Consider the following 16,361-nt stretch of genomic DNA (forward strand, 5'->3'; position numbering starts at 1 on the left):
ATTCTTGAAATGCGTCCAAATTTAAGGATTTTTAAGAGACTTCAAATTCGGGATTCTTTGTAAAATTACATTACTTAAGTAGAAGTCTTACCTCAATTTTTGTTCCCTGACCTTTCTCGGAATAAATATTCAATTCCCCATTAAAATCCTGGATTATTTCCTGCACCAATTTAAGTCCCAATCCAAAGCCTTTCTCTCCCGAAGTACCCCTGGAAGACACTAATTTATTTTCCCGTAATTCTGAAAGTGCTTCCTGAGATATTCCCAACCCGGTATCAATAATTACAAATTCAAGAAATCTCCCTTTATCCAAATTGAGAATATCCAGATTTACCTGGATCGACCCGCCACTTGGAGTGAATTTTATTGAATTAGAAATCAGATTTCCAAAAATTGAAAGTAACTTCCTTTTTGAAAGTGTAAAATTTGCCTTATCAGGATTTAATTTGATCTGAAGATCGATATTTTTTGATTTGGCCAGTAATCTATATAATTTCAGCAATTTGACCTTTAATTGCTTTAAATTAATAAGCCGTGTTTTTGCCGGATCGATTGACATTCCTACTTTCAGAATATCATCAGTAAGCTCCAGAAGGCTTTTTCCGGAATCTTTTATGAGCTGAAAATACTGCAGCATTTCTTCCCGGCTAAAATCTTCAGACTCCACAAGCTCGGCAAGACCCGTAATTCCATTTATAGGTCCCCGTACGTCATGGGCTACCTGGTTTTTAATTTTTACGGCCGTATTTAAAGAAAAAAGACTTTCATCCATTTTTCTTCTTAGCTCCAGTTTGTTAACGATTTCCTTTGCGACCAGGCCCAACATTGCCTTATTTTTGTCTGAAATCTCTTTTGAATTTTTATCCAGAACACATAATGCACCGATATTGTCTCCAGATTCAAGTGTTAGCGGAATACCCAGATAATAATTAAAACCAGCTTCCTCCTTTGAAAAACCCTGATATTTTAGGTGTTCATCTTGATCTAATTCCATAATTTCGAGAGGCTTATTAGATCGTATCGTTCTATCGCAAACAGATTCTTCCCGCGGAATTTGAGTTGACTTTATGGCCTGTGAGGTCACCGTCCATTGAAAATAATTATCAATTAAATTAATAGCAGAAATCTCTGTATCGGCAATCATAGCCGCTAATTCCACCAGGAATCTAAATTCCTCCTGTAATTCTTCATAATCAAGGTCAAATTTACTTAGGCTTTTTATCCTTCGATATTCCACCTCGCTACTTTCGATATTATCTAACATAGGTAAGTTTTGGGGAGTGCAAATATATAGTTAATCTTCAACAAAGTAGCTCTTAAAAATCTTAAGAAATCATGAAAACTAAAATCAAAAACCACATTAATAACACAACTTTTTTAATAGTAATTCAACACAGCTTTCTTACTTTAACAACTTCAATCTAAGAAATCATGAAAAAATTATTTCTGATCCTGTTTATTTTATCGCCCATTCTATCCGGTTTGCTGGCGCAGGAAAAAGAATGGATGCTGGGTCCTTTTGAACGCTTTACCCAACAACAACCAATAATTCAGAAGAAAACAAACTCTGAGTTTAAAGATCCTGTGACCGGTAATGTTGTAAAATGGGAGTCTATGGCTACTTTTAATCCCGCAGCAATTGTAAAAGATAATAAAATCCATGTTTTATATCGTGCCGAAGAAAAGCTGGGTGAAAAGGAAATTGGTGGTCATACTTCAAGAATAGGGATGGCCATTTCAGCAGATGGGCTTCACTATAAAAGAAAACCTGCCCCTATCTTCTTTCCTGATAATGATGATCAGAAAAAGTATGAATGGCCTGGCGGAACAGAAGACCCAAGAATTGTGGAGACTACGGAAGGAGTTTATGTACTCACCTATACCCAATGGAACCGGGACATTCCAAGGCTGGCGGTCGCAACCTCGACCGATCTCAAAAACTGGAAAAAACACGGGCCAGCTTTTAAATACTTTAAAAACGGTAAATACATGGATCGCGAGACCAAATCTGGAGCAATCCTTACCAGACTGGAAAACGGAAAATTATTGGCCGCAAAAATTAACGGGAAATACTGGATGTATTTTGGTGTGCCGCATATTTACCTGGCCAGTTCAACAGACCTCATTAACTGGGAGCCGGTTGAAGATTACGAAGGAAAGATTGCACCGGTACTTAGTCCAAGACCCGGTTATTTTGATTCATGGCTGGTGGAAGCCGGTCCACCCCCTATTCTTACCAGTGACGGAATCCTTGTTCTTTATAATGCCGGTAATTCTAAAAATATTGGCGTAGAAGAACTAGGAAACAGGATCTATACTGGAGGTCAGGCTTTATTTGATTCCCGCGAGCCCTGGAAGATCCTTGATAGAGCTGAGAAACCATTTATAAAACCGGAAATGGAATTCGAAAAATCGGGACAATATAAAGATGGAACCACATTTATCGAAGGTTTGGTTTATTTTAAAGGAGTATGGTATCTTTTTTATGGCACCGCAGATAGCATGGTAGGTGTAGTGAGAACCAGACTTAATTAAAGAGTTTTGTGGATCGCTATTTTACATGGGAGTTATCCACTAATCAGCACACACGGTATTATATATTGAAGAGATCTTAAGAAAATTTAGAAATAAAAATCTGATTATATTGATTGATCTATTAACGATTTCTAAACCATTTATCTTTTTTAAAATGAACGATAAGTAGATAAATTGTATTTAGAACAGCCAGGATGGCCAGGATTATAGAAGCAAAAAAAAGGAAGTTACTCATAACATCTGAATTGTGTATAGTCTACATGTACACCGCCCCAGACGATAATGTTATCTATAAAGATTATCAAAGCACAAACTTATGGTATAATAGTGTCACACTTTACTTGGATTAGCATAAGTGTTGCCGTTTTTCATAATCTCAGAAAAGCCCTAAAAACAAAAAAGCCTCTTCCCGTTTAGACGGAAAAAAGCTTTTCATTGGTTAACCAAAATCCACACAACATAGGATTATAACTTGGCTAACTACACATCCCGACAAGTCGGGACAAACAACACAACTACTCATTAGTGCCAAAAAAAGCCCCCCGTATAGAGGAGCTTTTTTGCAACTTTGCGGTCTGGACGAGACTCGAACTAACCGCATAATGTCTTTATTCATAGGCCTCTCCAAAGGCCTATATTTTAGGAGCACCGAATTCGCCACCTTTTAACAGCTTTTAACAAGCTCTCAAGGAGTAAATACTCAATGAGTGCTATTTGAATGCAAATGATATAATTCGGATACTATTTTTCTAAGAACAAACTCGATGTCAACCTAGGTTTTCAAAGAGGGCTGGCAAATATACAATTTCTTATTTCGACTATACAAATAAATTTTTCGCTTTATTTAGTAGAAAATGATCTGTAAGAAAAATAAGAATATTACTGCAGGTAAAAATTTCTTTATAAGTAAATTATTGTAGCCAGGTAGGATCTGAAATATAATAAGATTCGATTGGTCCTATAACATTTTCTAGGGTACCAGTATTCACATTAAAAATTGAGATTCCATTATAGGGTAAAATTAATTTTTCAGAATCTTGAGACCAATTTAACGGCCCTCCTGAAAAATCTGTTTCAATTTCATTTTCCAGTGTAACTGTATTCATTATCGCAAGTATATTCAATCCATCATCATAGACACCTTCAACATTATTTCGCATCTTATAGCTCATTTTATTTCCATCAGGTGAAATTTTTGGTCTAATAGCATAAATATCTTCCGGGGTCATTCTAATTAATTCGTCATTTGCTAAAACATATTTAAATATGCCGTTATACTGTTCATATACTATTGCAGTTCCATCGGGAAACCATCCGGCACTTCCTGGAAAAGCAAATTCATCAAACATCTCTACCTCTATAAAATCTTCGTTTCGAATGTTGTAAACAAAATAATTACCCGTTACTGTTGGATACTCGTCGCCTTCTCTAACTTTATGAAGTTGTTGCTGCATTAATAATGAACTACCATTCGCAGACCATATAGGTTTTCTATAACGTGCTTCGGGAAGTGAAGAAGTAATATTTGTCAGACTTCCTGAAGAAAGTTCCAAAACAAGTATCGCATCGTTGGTAGAGAATGCCAATAGTTTTTCGTCTGGGCTAATCATTATATCCCACACCCTTGGTGCATCTATAGAAGCAATTTGTCTATTATCCCCACGAGAACTTTTTTTCCATACGTCTAAACCTTTGGTGTAATAAATAACATTTTTATGCCAGTCGTAATAATCGTAATCTGTCAAAAATTCAATTTGTTCCTCCTTATCAATATTATATAAAAACAATCTGGGATCTCCGAAATAATCTCCAAAGGACTGGGTTAGTTCAAAAGATATAAGGTTTCGTGATTCGGTTTCATCAAAACTATCGTCACTTGAACTGCAGCTGATAAAGACAGCAAAAATAAAAAGGTAAAATTTGAATTTTTTCATGATGTGGTTATAGCCGTTTCAGATCACAGTTTTTTAATTTTTTTTACAAGTTGGCAATTGCTTAATGTACAAAATCTTAAATATCTCCTATTAAATGGTTTATTCCTTAGTCAGCTCGTATTTATAAAACCCAAAATCACTTCTATTGAAGGATATTACAAGAACCGAAAATCAATGATAAAACACAGATAATTATCAGTTTGCAAACTCGACTTTCCATAACTCCTTTATATTATAGATGATAATTTTACAAAATGGTTGCGTTATATTTTTGTGAGATCTGAATCTCTTTCTTGAGTTGATACAAAGCAAAATAGCTATTCTTTCTTTTGGTTATTTTTAATTAGACCATCATAGGACATTAACATGTTTTTAGAGCGGGCTAATTTTATAGCTAAAAATCAGCTCAAAGGTTTAAATAATATCGAGTGCCTTTTCTCTCCCCGGTTTTTCTTAAAGCTCCCAGATCTACCATTTTTCTCAAATCCCTGGTAGCGGTTGAAGCTGTTGTCCCAGTGATCTTGATATAATTATCTGCACTTAAGCCTCCTTTGAATCCTTCTATACCTTCTCTAAAAATCCGATTCACCACTTTCCTTTGGCGATCATTAAACTTTTTATCAAACCTCTGAAAGTACTTTGTCTTGCCTATTAGAAAATCAATCATTCTTTGGGTATAATCCTGAGCCTGAAGTATCGTTCTACAAAAATACTCCAGCCATCCAGTAATTTCAATTTCCTTACTGTTGAGATGCAAGGATTTATAATAAAGCTTCTTATTATTTTCAATAATATGCGAAAGAGCAATCAAGGTTGGCCGTTCTAAGTATTGTGACAATACTTTTTCTGATATTGCACGGCCAATTCTTCCATTTCCATCTTCAAAAGGGTGGATACTCTCAAAGTATAAATGCGCAATACCAGCCTTAATCACTGGGCCTGAGCGTTCACAGGTGGTGCTATTAAACCAGGAAATAAACTTATCCATTTCTTTTTTTACTGCACGAGATGGAGGAGCTTCAAAATGAACTATCGGCCGCCCCATTGAACCTGAGATTATTTGCATTGGATCTGGATGCGTTCTATAACTACCTATATTCTGAAGATCACGGCGTGCATTCATCAGCATTTCGTGCCATAAAAATAATTGCTCATGAGTTAAAGGAGATGAATAATTCGTATATAAATCAATCATCATTTCTGAAATTCCGTATTCTGCAGGAGACACTCTACCTTTATCTGATTTAAGGCCAAAATGTTTACGAATTGAGGATTGTAATGAATCCCTATCCAAAAGTTCACCTTCAATCTTAGAAGTTTGAAACGCTTCATCACTAAGCAGCATTACTTTTAACTCATCCTGACCTTCAGTACTAATATGCTTCATACTACCATACAACATTCCCGATTTTTCCAAAAATACTTTTTCATAGGGAAGCAAAACTTCTGATATGTATTCGAAGTTAGGCCAGTTTTTAAGTTGCCAGTTCCAAGTCATGAGCTATTAATTAATAATTTATAGCTCAATATATAGCCAATATTTGAGCTATAAAAATCTTTATATAGCTCACAATTAAATAATTTCAAAAAGACTTTCACAAATATGAACCAGAACATCGTCAAACTGATGGAATAATTCAGCTCGTCCCTTACGGTATATTATCATTCTGCACACAAGAGAAGAAACTTTTTTATAGAAGCAGTATTTCTAAATAACCTTTCATCTTTCTTTTGGTTATCTTTAATTAGTTAATCATAAGACATTCAGTATGTTTTTAGAGCGGTTTGCAATTTTTACACTTCAGTTGAGGGCAAAGCTTAAAACATTTCTCATTTCTCTAGTAAGGGATACAAATTCACAGATTGGCCTTCTCCTTTTTCTAGGTTGCATTTTCTTTCTAACTCTGGCTTTATATTATGTTTGGATATTTTCTCCTTCGCTGTGGATTAAACTTATTTTCAGTATTATTTATTTACTATGCTTTCTATTCTGTATTTCCGCAATTTATTTCCATCTCAAACAAAAGAGGATCAGAAAGAATGCAAATACACTGGAAGTTTACACTTTGGATAGAGAAGGCCTTGAAAATTTACATTTTTATAATATTAAGGCGATTGCATTAACCGAAGTTCAGACCGAAAAACTGTTCAGGGAATTTTCAAAACAATACCTGAGTGGCAGTTATCAAAGCTTTTGGGCATTAACAGCATTAACACCCATTCCGCCCAACAAACGCCTTATCTGGATAGATACTTCTCCTAAAAGACCAAAAGAGGTCAACCGCCAATCCCTGCTTGAATTTTTAAATCAGCTGCTGATCGGTTTTAAGAACCTCGAAAATCAGCAGATGATAGATTTAGCACGGCATTATTTCATTCTGAAAAATCCAGCCGGGAAAGAGCAGCTGCACTTATCAACTAAGAACATCTCCGATTGGCGTACCAATGAGGCTCCCTACCTCCAGGACATTTCCAGACTTTTTCAAAGCTGTTTATAAGGAATTACCACTAGATTACCTGTTACCATATTGATTATCAGTAATTTTAATTAGTCATTTGTTGCTATAAACCACAAACCAACGCTGTTGTTGGCTTTAAAAAAATAGCAATCATGGACCATTTAGAATTAAAAGAGCGGTTGATCAGAATCGAACAACTGCTCATGGCAAACAAAGAAGTACTGACCCTGGAGGAAGCCTGTCAATATACAGGTATTTCCAGAAACTACATGTACAAGCTTACTTCGATGAACAAGATCCCCTACGCCAAACCCCGGGGAAAATCCATCTACTTTGAGAGAACGAAACTCAATGCCTGGTTGTTGGGAAATCTAAAGCAATAAGGCTATGAACGGATACGAGTTTTCCAAAGCATGGTTCGATTTCAGCTTTGCCAATTCCGGCAAAGTAAAGCCTGTGCACACCGCTATTTTCTTTTTTGCCATAGAACGTTGTAACCGGCTGGGGTGGAAGTCTGAATTTGGTTTTCCTACCGACCTGGCCATGGAAGTTTTAGGGATTAAAAATTACAAAACCTACAGTAAAGCTTTACAAGATCTGGTGGACTGGGGATTTGTCCAGTGGATCCAAAAAAGCAGGAACCAGTACACCGCCAATGTCATTGCCCTGGTAAAAATGACCAAAGCACCCACCGAAGCACTAGACAAAGCAGTGTCGGAGCCTTGTACAATGCATAACCCTGAGCAGGTCCAAAGCATTGTTAGTATAAATAAATTATTAAACAATAAACCTTTAAACTTAATAAACCTATTAAACAAAAAGCGTCTATTTGAAATTGAAAAAATTGAAATTCCAAAAAACCACCAGGACTATTTTGAATGGGCGCTTAAATTTCAAAAGCTCTTTTTAAAAAATTTGAAAAATAAAGGGGCGCCTTTGAAAAAAACAGAAAATGCCAGTTTCAAAGAGTTTGTAACTCCCATCCGGTTGATGATGGAAAGTGACAAAATCTCCAAAGCACAACTGCAGCTGGCCTTCGAACTTTTAGATGCTGAAGATGAATTCTGGAAAGGGATCATCCTGGACACACATAAACTTCGACAGAAAATAGGACAGCTGATCGCACAACGAAAAATACCACCAAAAACAAAAGAAATGGATCTGCGCACTACTGAAAAAATAAAAAGCTATGACTAGTTTAACACTTGTATCAAATTTGACTAAGTCTTTGCCAGCTGTGGGAGGTAAAGATCGGCCTCGCATTGGCAAACGAGTCTTTTGGAACATGTTCCAGGCGGAAGCAAGTCGACAGGGGCTGGAATTTAAGATCACAGCTGAAAACGAAAAGATCATCTATACCATTTTGCGCTATTTTCTGCTGCTGGAAGATTTTAATGCCTATGGAATTTTAAAAAACAGGGCAAGCCTTCAAAAAGGATTACTAGTCTATGGCGATTACGGAGTGGGAAAATCGACCCTTTTCAACATCATCCATGAGGTTGGAAAAACGATCATCCTTAAAACGAATATTTCCCAGCTCTGGTTTCCAAAGATAACTACCGTAAATATGCTGACCCGGTATTATGATTCTCAAAAAGATCCTACAAGTGATTTTAAACTGGAAAACTATTATAGAGGAAAATTATATCTGGATGATCTGGGAAAAGAAGACAAGGCTTATAATCGGGAGGAACTTATCGGGAAATTGCTTTTTGAACGACACCGGCGGAGATTAAAAACTTTTGTGACCACCAATGAAAAACCATCGGCCATAGCAGAGCGGTATGGAAATCATATTGGGGATCGGCTTCCGGAGATGTTCAATATTATAAAATGGGAGGGTAGGAGTTGGAGAGAATGATCCTAAAAGTCCTCACCACATTTTCCACGATGTAGCAAAAAGGCTTCACCTTAGGAAAAAGAGGTTCGTCCTGGGATCTGGAATTGGAAGTAAGCCAAAATCCATTTGCATACATTTTTGAAGATTTCATTAAAGGAATATTCTAAATAAAACTGACTTAAAATTATTTTGGCTTACCTCCGCGGCATTAATTTTTTTTATAAATACAGATTTAAAAACAGTTAAAATGATGCTATTTGGATTGTTTTTCAATTAATCAAATAAGCATAAATGGATACAAATAAAATGGTCTTAAAATGAAAAACTCGCATGATAATCTACGGATTAAAGTTCTCGTTTCAGGAGGGGGACCCGAATGAAAAATGAGAAGCAAGAGGATAACACGCGGGGCGGTGTTATAATTTTCTCATTTTACTTATATATCTGATTTTTAGATACTTGTGAATTATATTTAAAATTTAAGGAGCCACAAAAAAGAACCATTTGATACAAAAGGCTGACAACCCTTATAAATAGTACAGTGCATTATCCTAATTTCTAAAAAAAAGGAACCATGAGTAGATTTTCACGGATTAATTTCCACAATGAAACGGTGGAACGTTTTAAAAAATACTCCATTAAAAATGAGGTCAATTATACAGAAACCTTAGAGGCTATGCTGGACTTTTTTGAGAGTAATTATATCTCACCTTTTGAACCTTTTCCATATACGAATGCCCGTTTGGTTCATGTTCTCAATAAACGAATGGATGCGGTAGAATCCCTGTTGCGTAAAATGGAAAAAGAAACCCTGGAACCTACTCTTACTATCCTTCTAAAACTTATAAACGCTGCAGATCCCAGGAACCAAAAGAAAAGGGATTATGAAGAGGATGATACGCACCCCGATTTTTATAAATAGCTATAAGCTTAAAGAAGAGGAAAATTCAATTCTAGATCAAATCCTCATAATGCGCCCTATGCTGTTTTTATTTCACGTTTATCTACGGAACACTATAAAAACAGCAAAGGAACCCGCGCAAGGTTAGTTATGGTAGAAATGGGGCTGGAATATAATTGATTAGTTCAGCTGAAAATTACCCCAAAAATTAGGATCATATTCTACACGGTCTATTAGCGTTTGTTCTTCATCTCCATAAAATTCATATAAACGACATATTTTGTCGCTTACTTTCATTTTATTTGTTTTGAACTTCTAAATTAACAGGATGAATATTTTATATCTACACGGACTCAAAAGTAAATTGAGTACTGAAAAACGAAAAATTTTAGAACAATACGGCAAAGTTTTCGCTCCAGATATTGACTATTCCAAAGATCATGTTCAGTATACAGAAGTTCTTCGAAAATTTCCTAATACCGAATTCAATGTTATTATAGGTAGCAGTATGGGTGCTCTAAATTCCTATATCATTTCAAACTGGATTGGCCGCCCTGCTCTATTATTCAATCCTCCTTTGTCTAAACACCCCTGGAGTATTATGCATCCGAAGGAGAAATTTATCAGGGGTATTGCTTTAAAACAAATGGTGTTAGGAGCCAGAGATGAAGTTGTAAATCCGCAGGAGACTTTAAACTATATTGGGAGTCGCCTCTGTGGTGATGAAGTGGTAATCAAAATCCATCCTCAACTTGGTCACCGAATTCCATTGGATGTATTTGAAGCTGAAGTAAAAGAATTCTTCAGTAAAATTTGTTATTAAAATCAGCAATTATGTCTGTACGACAAAGTTTAAAACGCTATACAAAAATCATTTCCCTTCTAAGAAGAAGACCTATGAGTTATCAGGAAATTCAGGATGAAATATCACTGGATCCAGATGCTATAGATGAAAAGCTACTAACCTCTCAGCGAACTTTACAACGAGATATTATTGACATCGCCTCTATTTACGAGATTGAAATAGATTCTAATAAGAGCACTAATAAATATTACATAAAAGAAGATGTTGAAGAAATACATTCCCGAAGATTAAGGGAAAATTTTGAGATAGTGAATGCCATAAGAATGTCCAGAGGATTTGGAAATACCCTAATTTTTGAAGAAAGACGGCATTTGGGGACAGAACATATGGCCGGCTTGATACATGCTATCCAAAACAATCTCTTTATCGAGTTCAATTATATTAAATTCTGGGATGGTTCTAAAAGTAATCGTAGAGTAAAACCTATTGCATTAAAAGAAGCCAGGAACCGTTGGTATCTCATTGGCATGGATGATAAAGACGACCGTATAAAGAATTTTTCACTGGATCGAATTCAGGAATTAATTATATCCGCAGAAAAATTTAAAAGTGCTTCCTATAATGTTGCTAAAGAATTTAAAGACAGCTTCGGAATCATTAACGGAACAGGAGAAAAGGCCATAGAAGTAATTTTATCCTTTACATTACAGCAGGGCAGATACATAAAATCACTTCCTCTCCACCACAGTCAGGAACTGATTCTCGAAAATGAAGAGGAAATAAGATTTAGCTATTTTATAAGCCCAACCTACGATTTTAAAATGGAGATACTATCTTATGGCGATCAGGTGAAAGTTCTGCAGCCTGAAAGTTTAAGAGAGACTATATTCGAAAATTTAACCGCTGCACTAAATCGGTATTAGTGAAATCCAGATTCAAATCTCAGTATAAAACTCCTAAACAATCTATTGATATTCACCTTCCCCACCGGGTTTGCACTTTGGCAAGCCCATAATGGTGGCAATACTTTATTATCCAGACAATATTCCACAAGCCATTTGGCACACTCATAACCCGTAGGTTCGTTTTCTCCCAGATCGTGGTCAAAGCAGATTCCCTCTGGCAATCCGTTAGCCTGAATCCAGCTTACAAATTCCTGCATATTCTTCACCCAGATCACTTCCACCTCTTTTCCAATAGGACTATAAGCAAGCCAATCTAACCTCAAATCTTTTGGATCTCGTAAATCATCAAGCCAGATAAGGGTCCTCATTTTTATAGTTTTGGAATCCAAGGATGGTAGTTTTCTTTTCTTCAACATTTGTTCCTGAACTTGTTTCAAACTTTTCCTGACGACATAAATCCAGAATCGCTTTGAAATCAATTTTTTCAGCATTGATAATTTCATGCATTAAGATCTTACGGGTGATATTCTCGATCTCACCTCCTGAAAAATCAAATTGTTGAGCCAGCTCAAGGCAGTGTTCTGGTGATAAGAAATCAATTTTATTCTGCCATATTTTTTGACGGGCAGCGATTCCCGGACGTTTGATTTCTATTTTAAAAAGGAAGCGTCTTTCAAAGGCCGCATCCAGGTTATCGATAAGGTTGGTGGTAGCGATAAATATGCCTTTAAAATTTTCCAGTTCCTCCAGAAGGATATTCTGAATGGCATTTCGGGTTTGATCCACTCCCTGCTCTGAATTACCGGTCCGTTTGGACAAAATCGCATCCGCTTCATTGAACAATAGTATAGGAGCCACCTCTTTTATATCATACAGTTTTTGATATCGGGTAAATACTTTTTTGATCAGTTTCTCACTGTCTCCAAACCACTTTGATTTGGTTTCACTGATATCCACCCGCACGATGTCCCTCCCGGTTTCCCTTGCTAATTGCAAAACACCTTCGGTCTTTCCGGTACCCGGTGGTCCGTAGAAAATACAGTTTACTCCAATTGGTAAAGATTTAGCTTCTAATATTTGCTGAACTTCTTTAAATCTTTGGGCCTCAAAAGTTTTAGTTAGCATTTCAATGCTGCTAAGCTCCTGCTCGTTATAAAATAGTGTTTTGTCTTTTATGGCTTTATGATCTAAAACATCTTTTTGATCCACTTCAGCCAGCTTTACTCCCTCTTCCTCCAGCATTTTAAAACCGGACTCACCTAATTTTAGTCCAGAGTCATTGAAAAAATTTGCTTTTTCCAGTTCAATCAAGTTTAATTTTAAAAGCTTAGTATCACCCGAGACCAGCCTCTGACAAAATTTTACCCTAGCACTGATACTCCTAATAAAAGCCTCCACCGTTCTGGACATACTCGTGGATTCGCTCCCTGTTATTGAATTCCATAGCACATCAAAGAATATAGCTTTTTCAAAATCGCTTAAGCGAAGCTTTTTAACATTTCCCAATAAAGGAAAATGTTCAAACTCATCAAGCCAGGCATTGGTTTGGATAAACAGTTCCACAGGAGAAATTTCTTCGTCACCGCACTCATCTATCAAATCAGAGATCCTTTCAAGGATATCCAGAGAAGATTTTATTTCAGGTTCTTCTTTAACGAATGGCAACCGGTTATTTAGAATAGCCTCCTGTACCGGATCGGGAACAATAAATTCAACATTTCCTCTATTGAACCTTCCCCTTCTTCTCTTTTCCTCTATCAAACCAGTTTCTTTTAGTTCCCTAAAATTCCCAGATCTGGCCATCACCTCGACCACATTGATTTTTAAATATTTTCCAATGGAAGAATACCCGACGCTGTCATTCTCCATATTCTGGGTGAAGATCAGCGAAAAGATAAAGGCACTTTCAGTACCTATTCCAAGTTTTTCGGACAGTAATTGTAATTCCTTTTCATATTCTTCAGTAACGGAACCGGCAAACTGATTTCCTTTCGCAGCGGTATAGATCCCGGAGATGGCATATAAGGGCTGGTTGATTTTTTCTGTATTCATTTGTAATTCTTTCCTACAAGAATACAGGTGGTTGGGGACAAAAGGTGTCGCCGTAAAATCTTAGTAAGAATTAAGTGGTAAGTTCCCTCAGATGCTCATAGATCATCACCATAGCAAGAGTGTCCAATTCACAATATTTTAGTAAAGAAGTTTTTATTTCCATTCGCTCTTCTTCCGGCATATCGGTATATTGTAGTTTTCCGTAGGCAGTAAGAGCTGCTCCCCCATCGGCAATATTTTCCATTTCTGAAATAGTGGCATCCAATTGTTCCTCGTCCCAGTCTTCAAAAAGTGGCGGTAAGGTTTTATACGGACTTTGAATTTCACCATCTATTTCCTGTAGCCAGGTATGATCTCCAGGGAAGTTTTTCGAACTTAAACCAATTTCAGTTATAGTTCTGGAATATTTACCCTGTAAAAACTCAGATGTTTTCAAGGCGGCTGGGAGAACAGATTTTATACTAATTGAACCTCCCATATATAAACTATAATAATAGTCCTTGATAGCCTGAAAAAGATCGATCATATTTCGATCTCCTGCATCTTTTCTTATATCATTCTTCCTTGGTTGGGTAATTGACTCAATGAACATTTTGAGTTCTTCCTGATCTGTTTCATTCGATTCACTTAACTGGTCGTGTATTTGATTAAGTACCGTGTTTTCATGATTAGAATATCTAAAAATACTGCCGTCATTTCCAGATAATGCCTTTTTTAGTTCGCGTACGAATTCAAAATTTGGAAACTTACCAGCTTCAAAATTTATATATTCCGAAGCGTGTTTGATAGTTCCATTTTCACTCACGGTGTGATGTGAAAATTGAAACGCGATCTGCTCATAAGGATGTCTCCCCTTGTTAAAAGGCAATGCACTCATTGAGGTCTCAAAATCGATAAAGTTTAATGGAAACTTCCAGGTTCCCATCTCTCTTCTCAACTCATCTTTAAATAGAAAAACCGAATAATCTCCCATCACAGTCTTATCTATCTGTGTCCAATGTCTATGGGAGGTTGAAAATTTTTCTGCTTCCTCCTGTAATCCAACATGGCTTTCATCTATATGTTCAAGATGTATCAATCCCTCCTCAAATAGCCTGGAACCTTTTCTGAAATTCCAGATATTAAAAGTATTAGGTTTTTGAAAATCTTCAGGTTTCCATCCCAGCTGTTTTTCAAAACATTCCTGAAATCCAGATTTTAATCCCTCATGGTCTTGCTCCGGAGTAGTTTTAAATTCACAACTTTTACAGGCCCAGGATACCGGGTAATTGAAATATTGATCTTTTTGGTAATGATCTGCAAAGACTTTTATGGATTTTTCAAAACCCAGGTCTTCATAAATTCTGTGTTTCCCTACTTCGATATCATTTAGTATCTCGTCTACACCAACATTTCCCAGAACAGTTCCTCCGGTTTCTTCCAGGCTATCGACCTTTCTAATAATTCCCGTTCTATTATCAGCTTGTTTTGAAATACGGAAAAGCTGATTCAAACCATCAATTTTAGCCGTCTTGCTCTTATCCGCAAGTTTAAGATAGGATTTGATATTCCATTCAGGATGACATTTTTGTATCACATAACGTTGAAAAGCAACATCAAACAAATACGGTTTCCAACCGCTTACCAGTCCTCCCCTAGACCCAACTAATAAATTCTCATCAGCAGGGTCAAAAGATTTCGCCTTTACCTCTATCAGTTGAATATTATTTCCCTGTTTTACCAGAATATCAGTCCTGATAAAAAGATTATCAAATTTAAAAGCCGCTTCGAAAATGACAACATTTTCCTGATAAAGCAACTCATTGGTTTGCTCAACTAAAAGATCATAATCCCAATCATTATTTTCAATAAGAACTCCCTCTGGATATTCCATTCTCGCCAGCTCTTCTACCTGAAATCCACCTTCAGCCAGCGCCTGTAAAAAAGTATCTTCCAATTGCTGATTGGCGTACTCAGGCTTTTTGGTATAATAGAGCTTATTAGGACATTCTAAGGCAAGTTTAAAACGGGATTTGGTTAGTAGGCGTTGGGACATGGTATATAATTTAATCTACAATTATATTGAACCTACGAAGTTTTGCTGCTAACCTTTCATCTAAGTTAGTAATATCATCGCCATTTAACTCTATAAGGTTAATATTGTACTTCTTATACAAATCTTGTTTTACCTTTTTTCTCTGGGCATATTTCTCATTTTCTTCAAGACCCCAATATTCTATATATAGCTTTTCCTTGGGGATATAGAAATCGCAGTACATATCTTCGTCAATATTTAATTTCCTTTCATAGGCATGTACAATTCCATTTTTATAAAGAAAATCATCAATTAATAATTCAGCTCTACTTCTAACATAATGACCATCTGGAGTTCTTAAAGTAGCAGGAAACTTAGTTCTAAAATCATCTAAACTTTCCTGTTCATGATCTTCGGCCTGAATATCGATATCACCCTGACTTTCTTTTATCTCTCGTATTAAATGCTTATTGGACAATACACTTTCGTCCCAAATTATATAAGGCTTTCCATTTCGAGCTTCCATTTGCTTAGCGCCGTTTCTAACTCCAGAATTTGTTGAAATCCAACCTCCTTTCCCTTTTTCAATCCATCCTAATTCTGATAGATAAAGATTAACTTTCCTGTTCGATATACTAAAATACTCTCCAATTTTTGTAGCATTAACTGTATTAGTCGAGCTTACAGTTTTATTAAAATTTAAATTTTCTGGCCAAACTACATATTCACCAAATTTTGGATTATACTTCGAATCCCCGCCGGCAATCCTTCCATCTTTGGTTAGAATCCAGGTCCCCTCTTTTTTATAAATCCATTGTTTTTCTGTTAGCTTTCTAAATAATTCGTTAGGTTCAAGGTTATTTTTTTTGGCTAATGCCGTGGTTGAAATAAATTTCATTACGGTTATCTTTTTAAA

General features: G+C 36.2%; 15 protein-coding genes. 8 read left to right on the plus strand and 7 right to left on the minus strand.

Annotated elements, in window-relative coordinates:
* Positions 1 to 70: 70 nt before the first annotated feature.
* Positions 71 to 1,264 (minus strand): GAF domain-containing sensor histidine kinase, encoded by a 1,194-nt coding sequence (locus tag LGQ90_RS09980; RefSeq protein ID WP_229340690.1) that lies wholly within the window; start codon positions 1,262 to 1,264, stop codon positions 71 to 73.
* A 167-nt stretch (positions 1,265 to 1,431) separates the two neighbouring features.
* Here LGQ90_RS09980 and LGQ90_RS09985 point away from each other — a divergent pair, with 167 nt between their 5' ends.
* Complete coding sequence (locus tag LGQ90_RS09985; RefSeq protein ID WP_229340692.1) at positions 1,432 to 2,535, plus strand: glycoside hydrolase family 130 protein; 1,104 nt, start codon at positions 1,432 to 1,434, stop codon at positions 2,533 to 2,535.
* 911 nt (positions 2,536 to 3,446) lie between these two features.
* Here LGQ90_RS09985 and LGQ90_RS09990 read toward each other — a convergent pair.
* A complete protein-coding gene (locus LGQ90_RS09990; RefSeq protein ID WP_229340693.1) occupies positions 3,447 to 4,469 on the minus strand; it encodes a TolB family protein in 1,023 nt (340 codons plus the stop codon).
* 406 nt (positions 4,470 to 4,875) lie between these two features.
* Positions 4,876 to 5,967 carry a Fic family protein gene (locus tag LGQ90_RS09995; protein WP_229340695.1) on the minus strand — a complete coding sequence of 364 codons (1,092 nt, stop codon included), beginning with the start codon at positions 5,965 to 5,967 and terminating at the stop codon, positions 4,876 to 4,878.
* A gap of 568 nt (positions 5,968 to 6,535) precedes the next feature.
* Here LGQ90_RS09995 and LGQ90_RS10000 point away from each other — a divergent pair.
* The 7 genes from LGQ90_RS10000 to LGQ90_RS10030 all read left to right on the plus strand — a co-directional run bounded on the left by LGQ90_RS10000 (position 6,536) and on the right by LGQ90_RS10030 (position 11,397).
* The gene (locus LGQ90_RS10000) at positions 6,536 to 6,967 is read left to right on the plus strand and encodes a hypothetical protein (RefSeq protein ID WP_229340697.1); all 432 of its coding nucleotides are present in this window, start codon (positions 6,536 to 6,538) and stop codon (positions 6,965 to 6,967) included.
* Between the two features lie 164 nt (positions 6,968 to 7,131).
* The gene (locus tag LGQ90_RS10005) at positions 7,132 to 7,311 is read left to right on the plus strand and encodes a helix-turn-helix domain-containing protein (protein ID WP_229340699.1); all 180 of its coding nucleotides are present in this window, start codon (positions 7,132 to 7,134) and stop codon (positions 7,309 to 7,311) included.
* A 4-nt stretch (positions 7,312 to 7,315) separates the two neighbouring features.
* Positions 7,316 to 8,125: a hypothetical protein gene (locus LGQ90_RS10010; RefSeq protein WP_229340701.1), complete on the plus strand. Its 810-nt coding sequence runs from the start codon at positions 7,316 to 7,318 to the stop codon at positions 8,123 to 8,125.
* Positions 8,118 to 8,789, plus strand: coding sequence for a P-loop NTPase family protein (locus tag LGQ90_RS10015; protein ID WP_229340703.1), 672 nt, complete (start codon positions 8,118 to 8,120; stop codon positions 8,787 to 8,789). The genes LGQ90_RS10010 and LGQ90_RS10015 overlap by 8 nt, the downstream gene beginning before the upstream one ends.
* Positions 8,790 to 9,342: 553 nt before the next feature.
* Positions 9,343 to 9,690, plus strand: coding sequence for a BfmA/BtgA family mobilization protein (locus LGQ90_RS10020; protein WP_229340705.1), 348 nt, complete (start codon positions 9,343 to 9,345; stop codon positions 9,688 to 9,690).
* 307 nt (positions 9,691 to 9,997) lie between these two features.
* A complete protein-coding gene (locus tag LGQ90_RS10025) occupies positions 9,998 to 10,492 on the plus strand; it encodes a YqiA/YcfP family alpha/beta fold hydrolase (protein WP_229340706.1) in 495 nt (164 codons plus the stop codon).
* 11 nt (positions 10,493 to 10,503) lie between these two features.
* Positions 10,504 to 11,397, plus strand: coding sequence for a helix-turn-helix transcriptional regulator (locus tag LGQ90_RS10030; protein ID WP_229340708.1), 894 nt, complete (start codon positions 10,504 to 10,506; stop codon positions 11,395 to 11,397).
* Here LGQ90_RS10030 and LGQ90_RS10035 read toward each other — a convergent pair.
* The 4 genes from LGQ90_RS10035 to LGQ90_RS10050 all read right to left on the minus strand — a co-directional run bounded on the left by LGQ90_RS10035 (position 11,394) and on the right by LGQ90_RS10050 (position 16,343).
* Positions 11,394 to 11,747, minus strand: a complete 354-nt coding sequence (locus LGQ90_RS10035) for a cyclic-phosphate processing receiver domain-containing protein (protein WP_229340710.1) — start codon at positions 11,745 to 11,747, stop codon at positions 11,394 to 11,396. The two genes, LGQ90_RS10030 and LGQ90_RS10035, sit on opposite strands and share 4 nt — an antisense overlap.
* Positions 11,725 to 13,431 carry an AAA family ATPase gene (locus LGQ90_RS10040; RefSeq protein ID WP_229340712.1) on the minus strand — a complete coding sequence of 569 codons (1,707 nt, stop codon included), beginning with the start codon at positions 13,429 to 13,431 and terminating at the stop codon, positions 11,725 to 11,727. Before LGQ90_RS10040 ends, LGQ90_RS10035 begins: the two co-directional genes overlap by 23 nt.
* Positions 13,432 to 13,501: 70 nt before the next feature.
* A complete protein-coding gene (locus LGQ90_RS10045; protein WP_229340714.1) occupies positions 13,502 to 15,466 on the minus strand; it encodes a DUF2779 domain-containing protein in 1,965 nt (654 codons plus the stop codon).
* Between the two features lie 10 nt (positions 15,467 to 15,476).
* Entirely contained in the window at positions 15,477 to 16,343 is an 867-nt protein-coding gene (locus LGQ90_RS10050) for a hypothetical protein (RefSeq protein WP_229340716.1), read from the minus strand.
* Positions 16,344 to 16,361 lie beyond the last annotated feature (18 nt).

Origin of the sequence: Christiangramia sediminis, assembly GCF_020552705.1 — a bacterium.
GTDB classification, from domain to species: domain Bacteria; phylum Bacteroidota; class Bacteroidia; order Flavobacteriales; family Flavobacteriaceae; genus Christiangramia; species Christiangramia sediminis.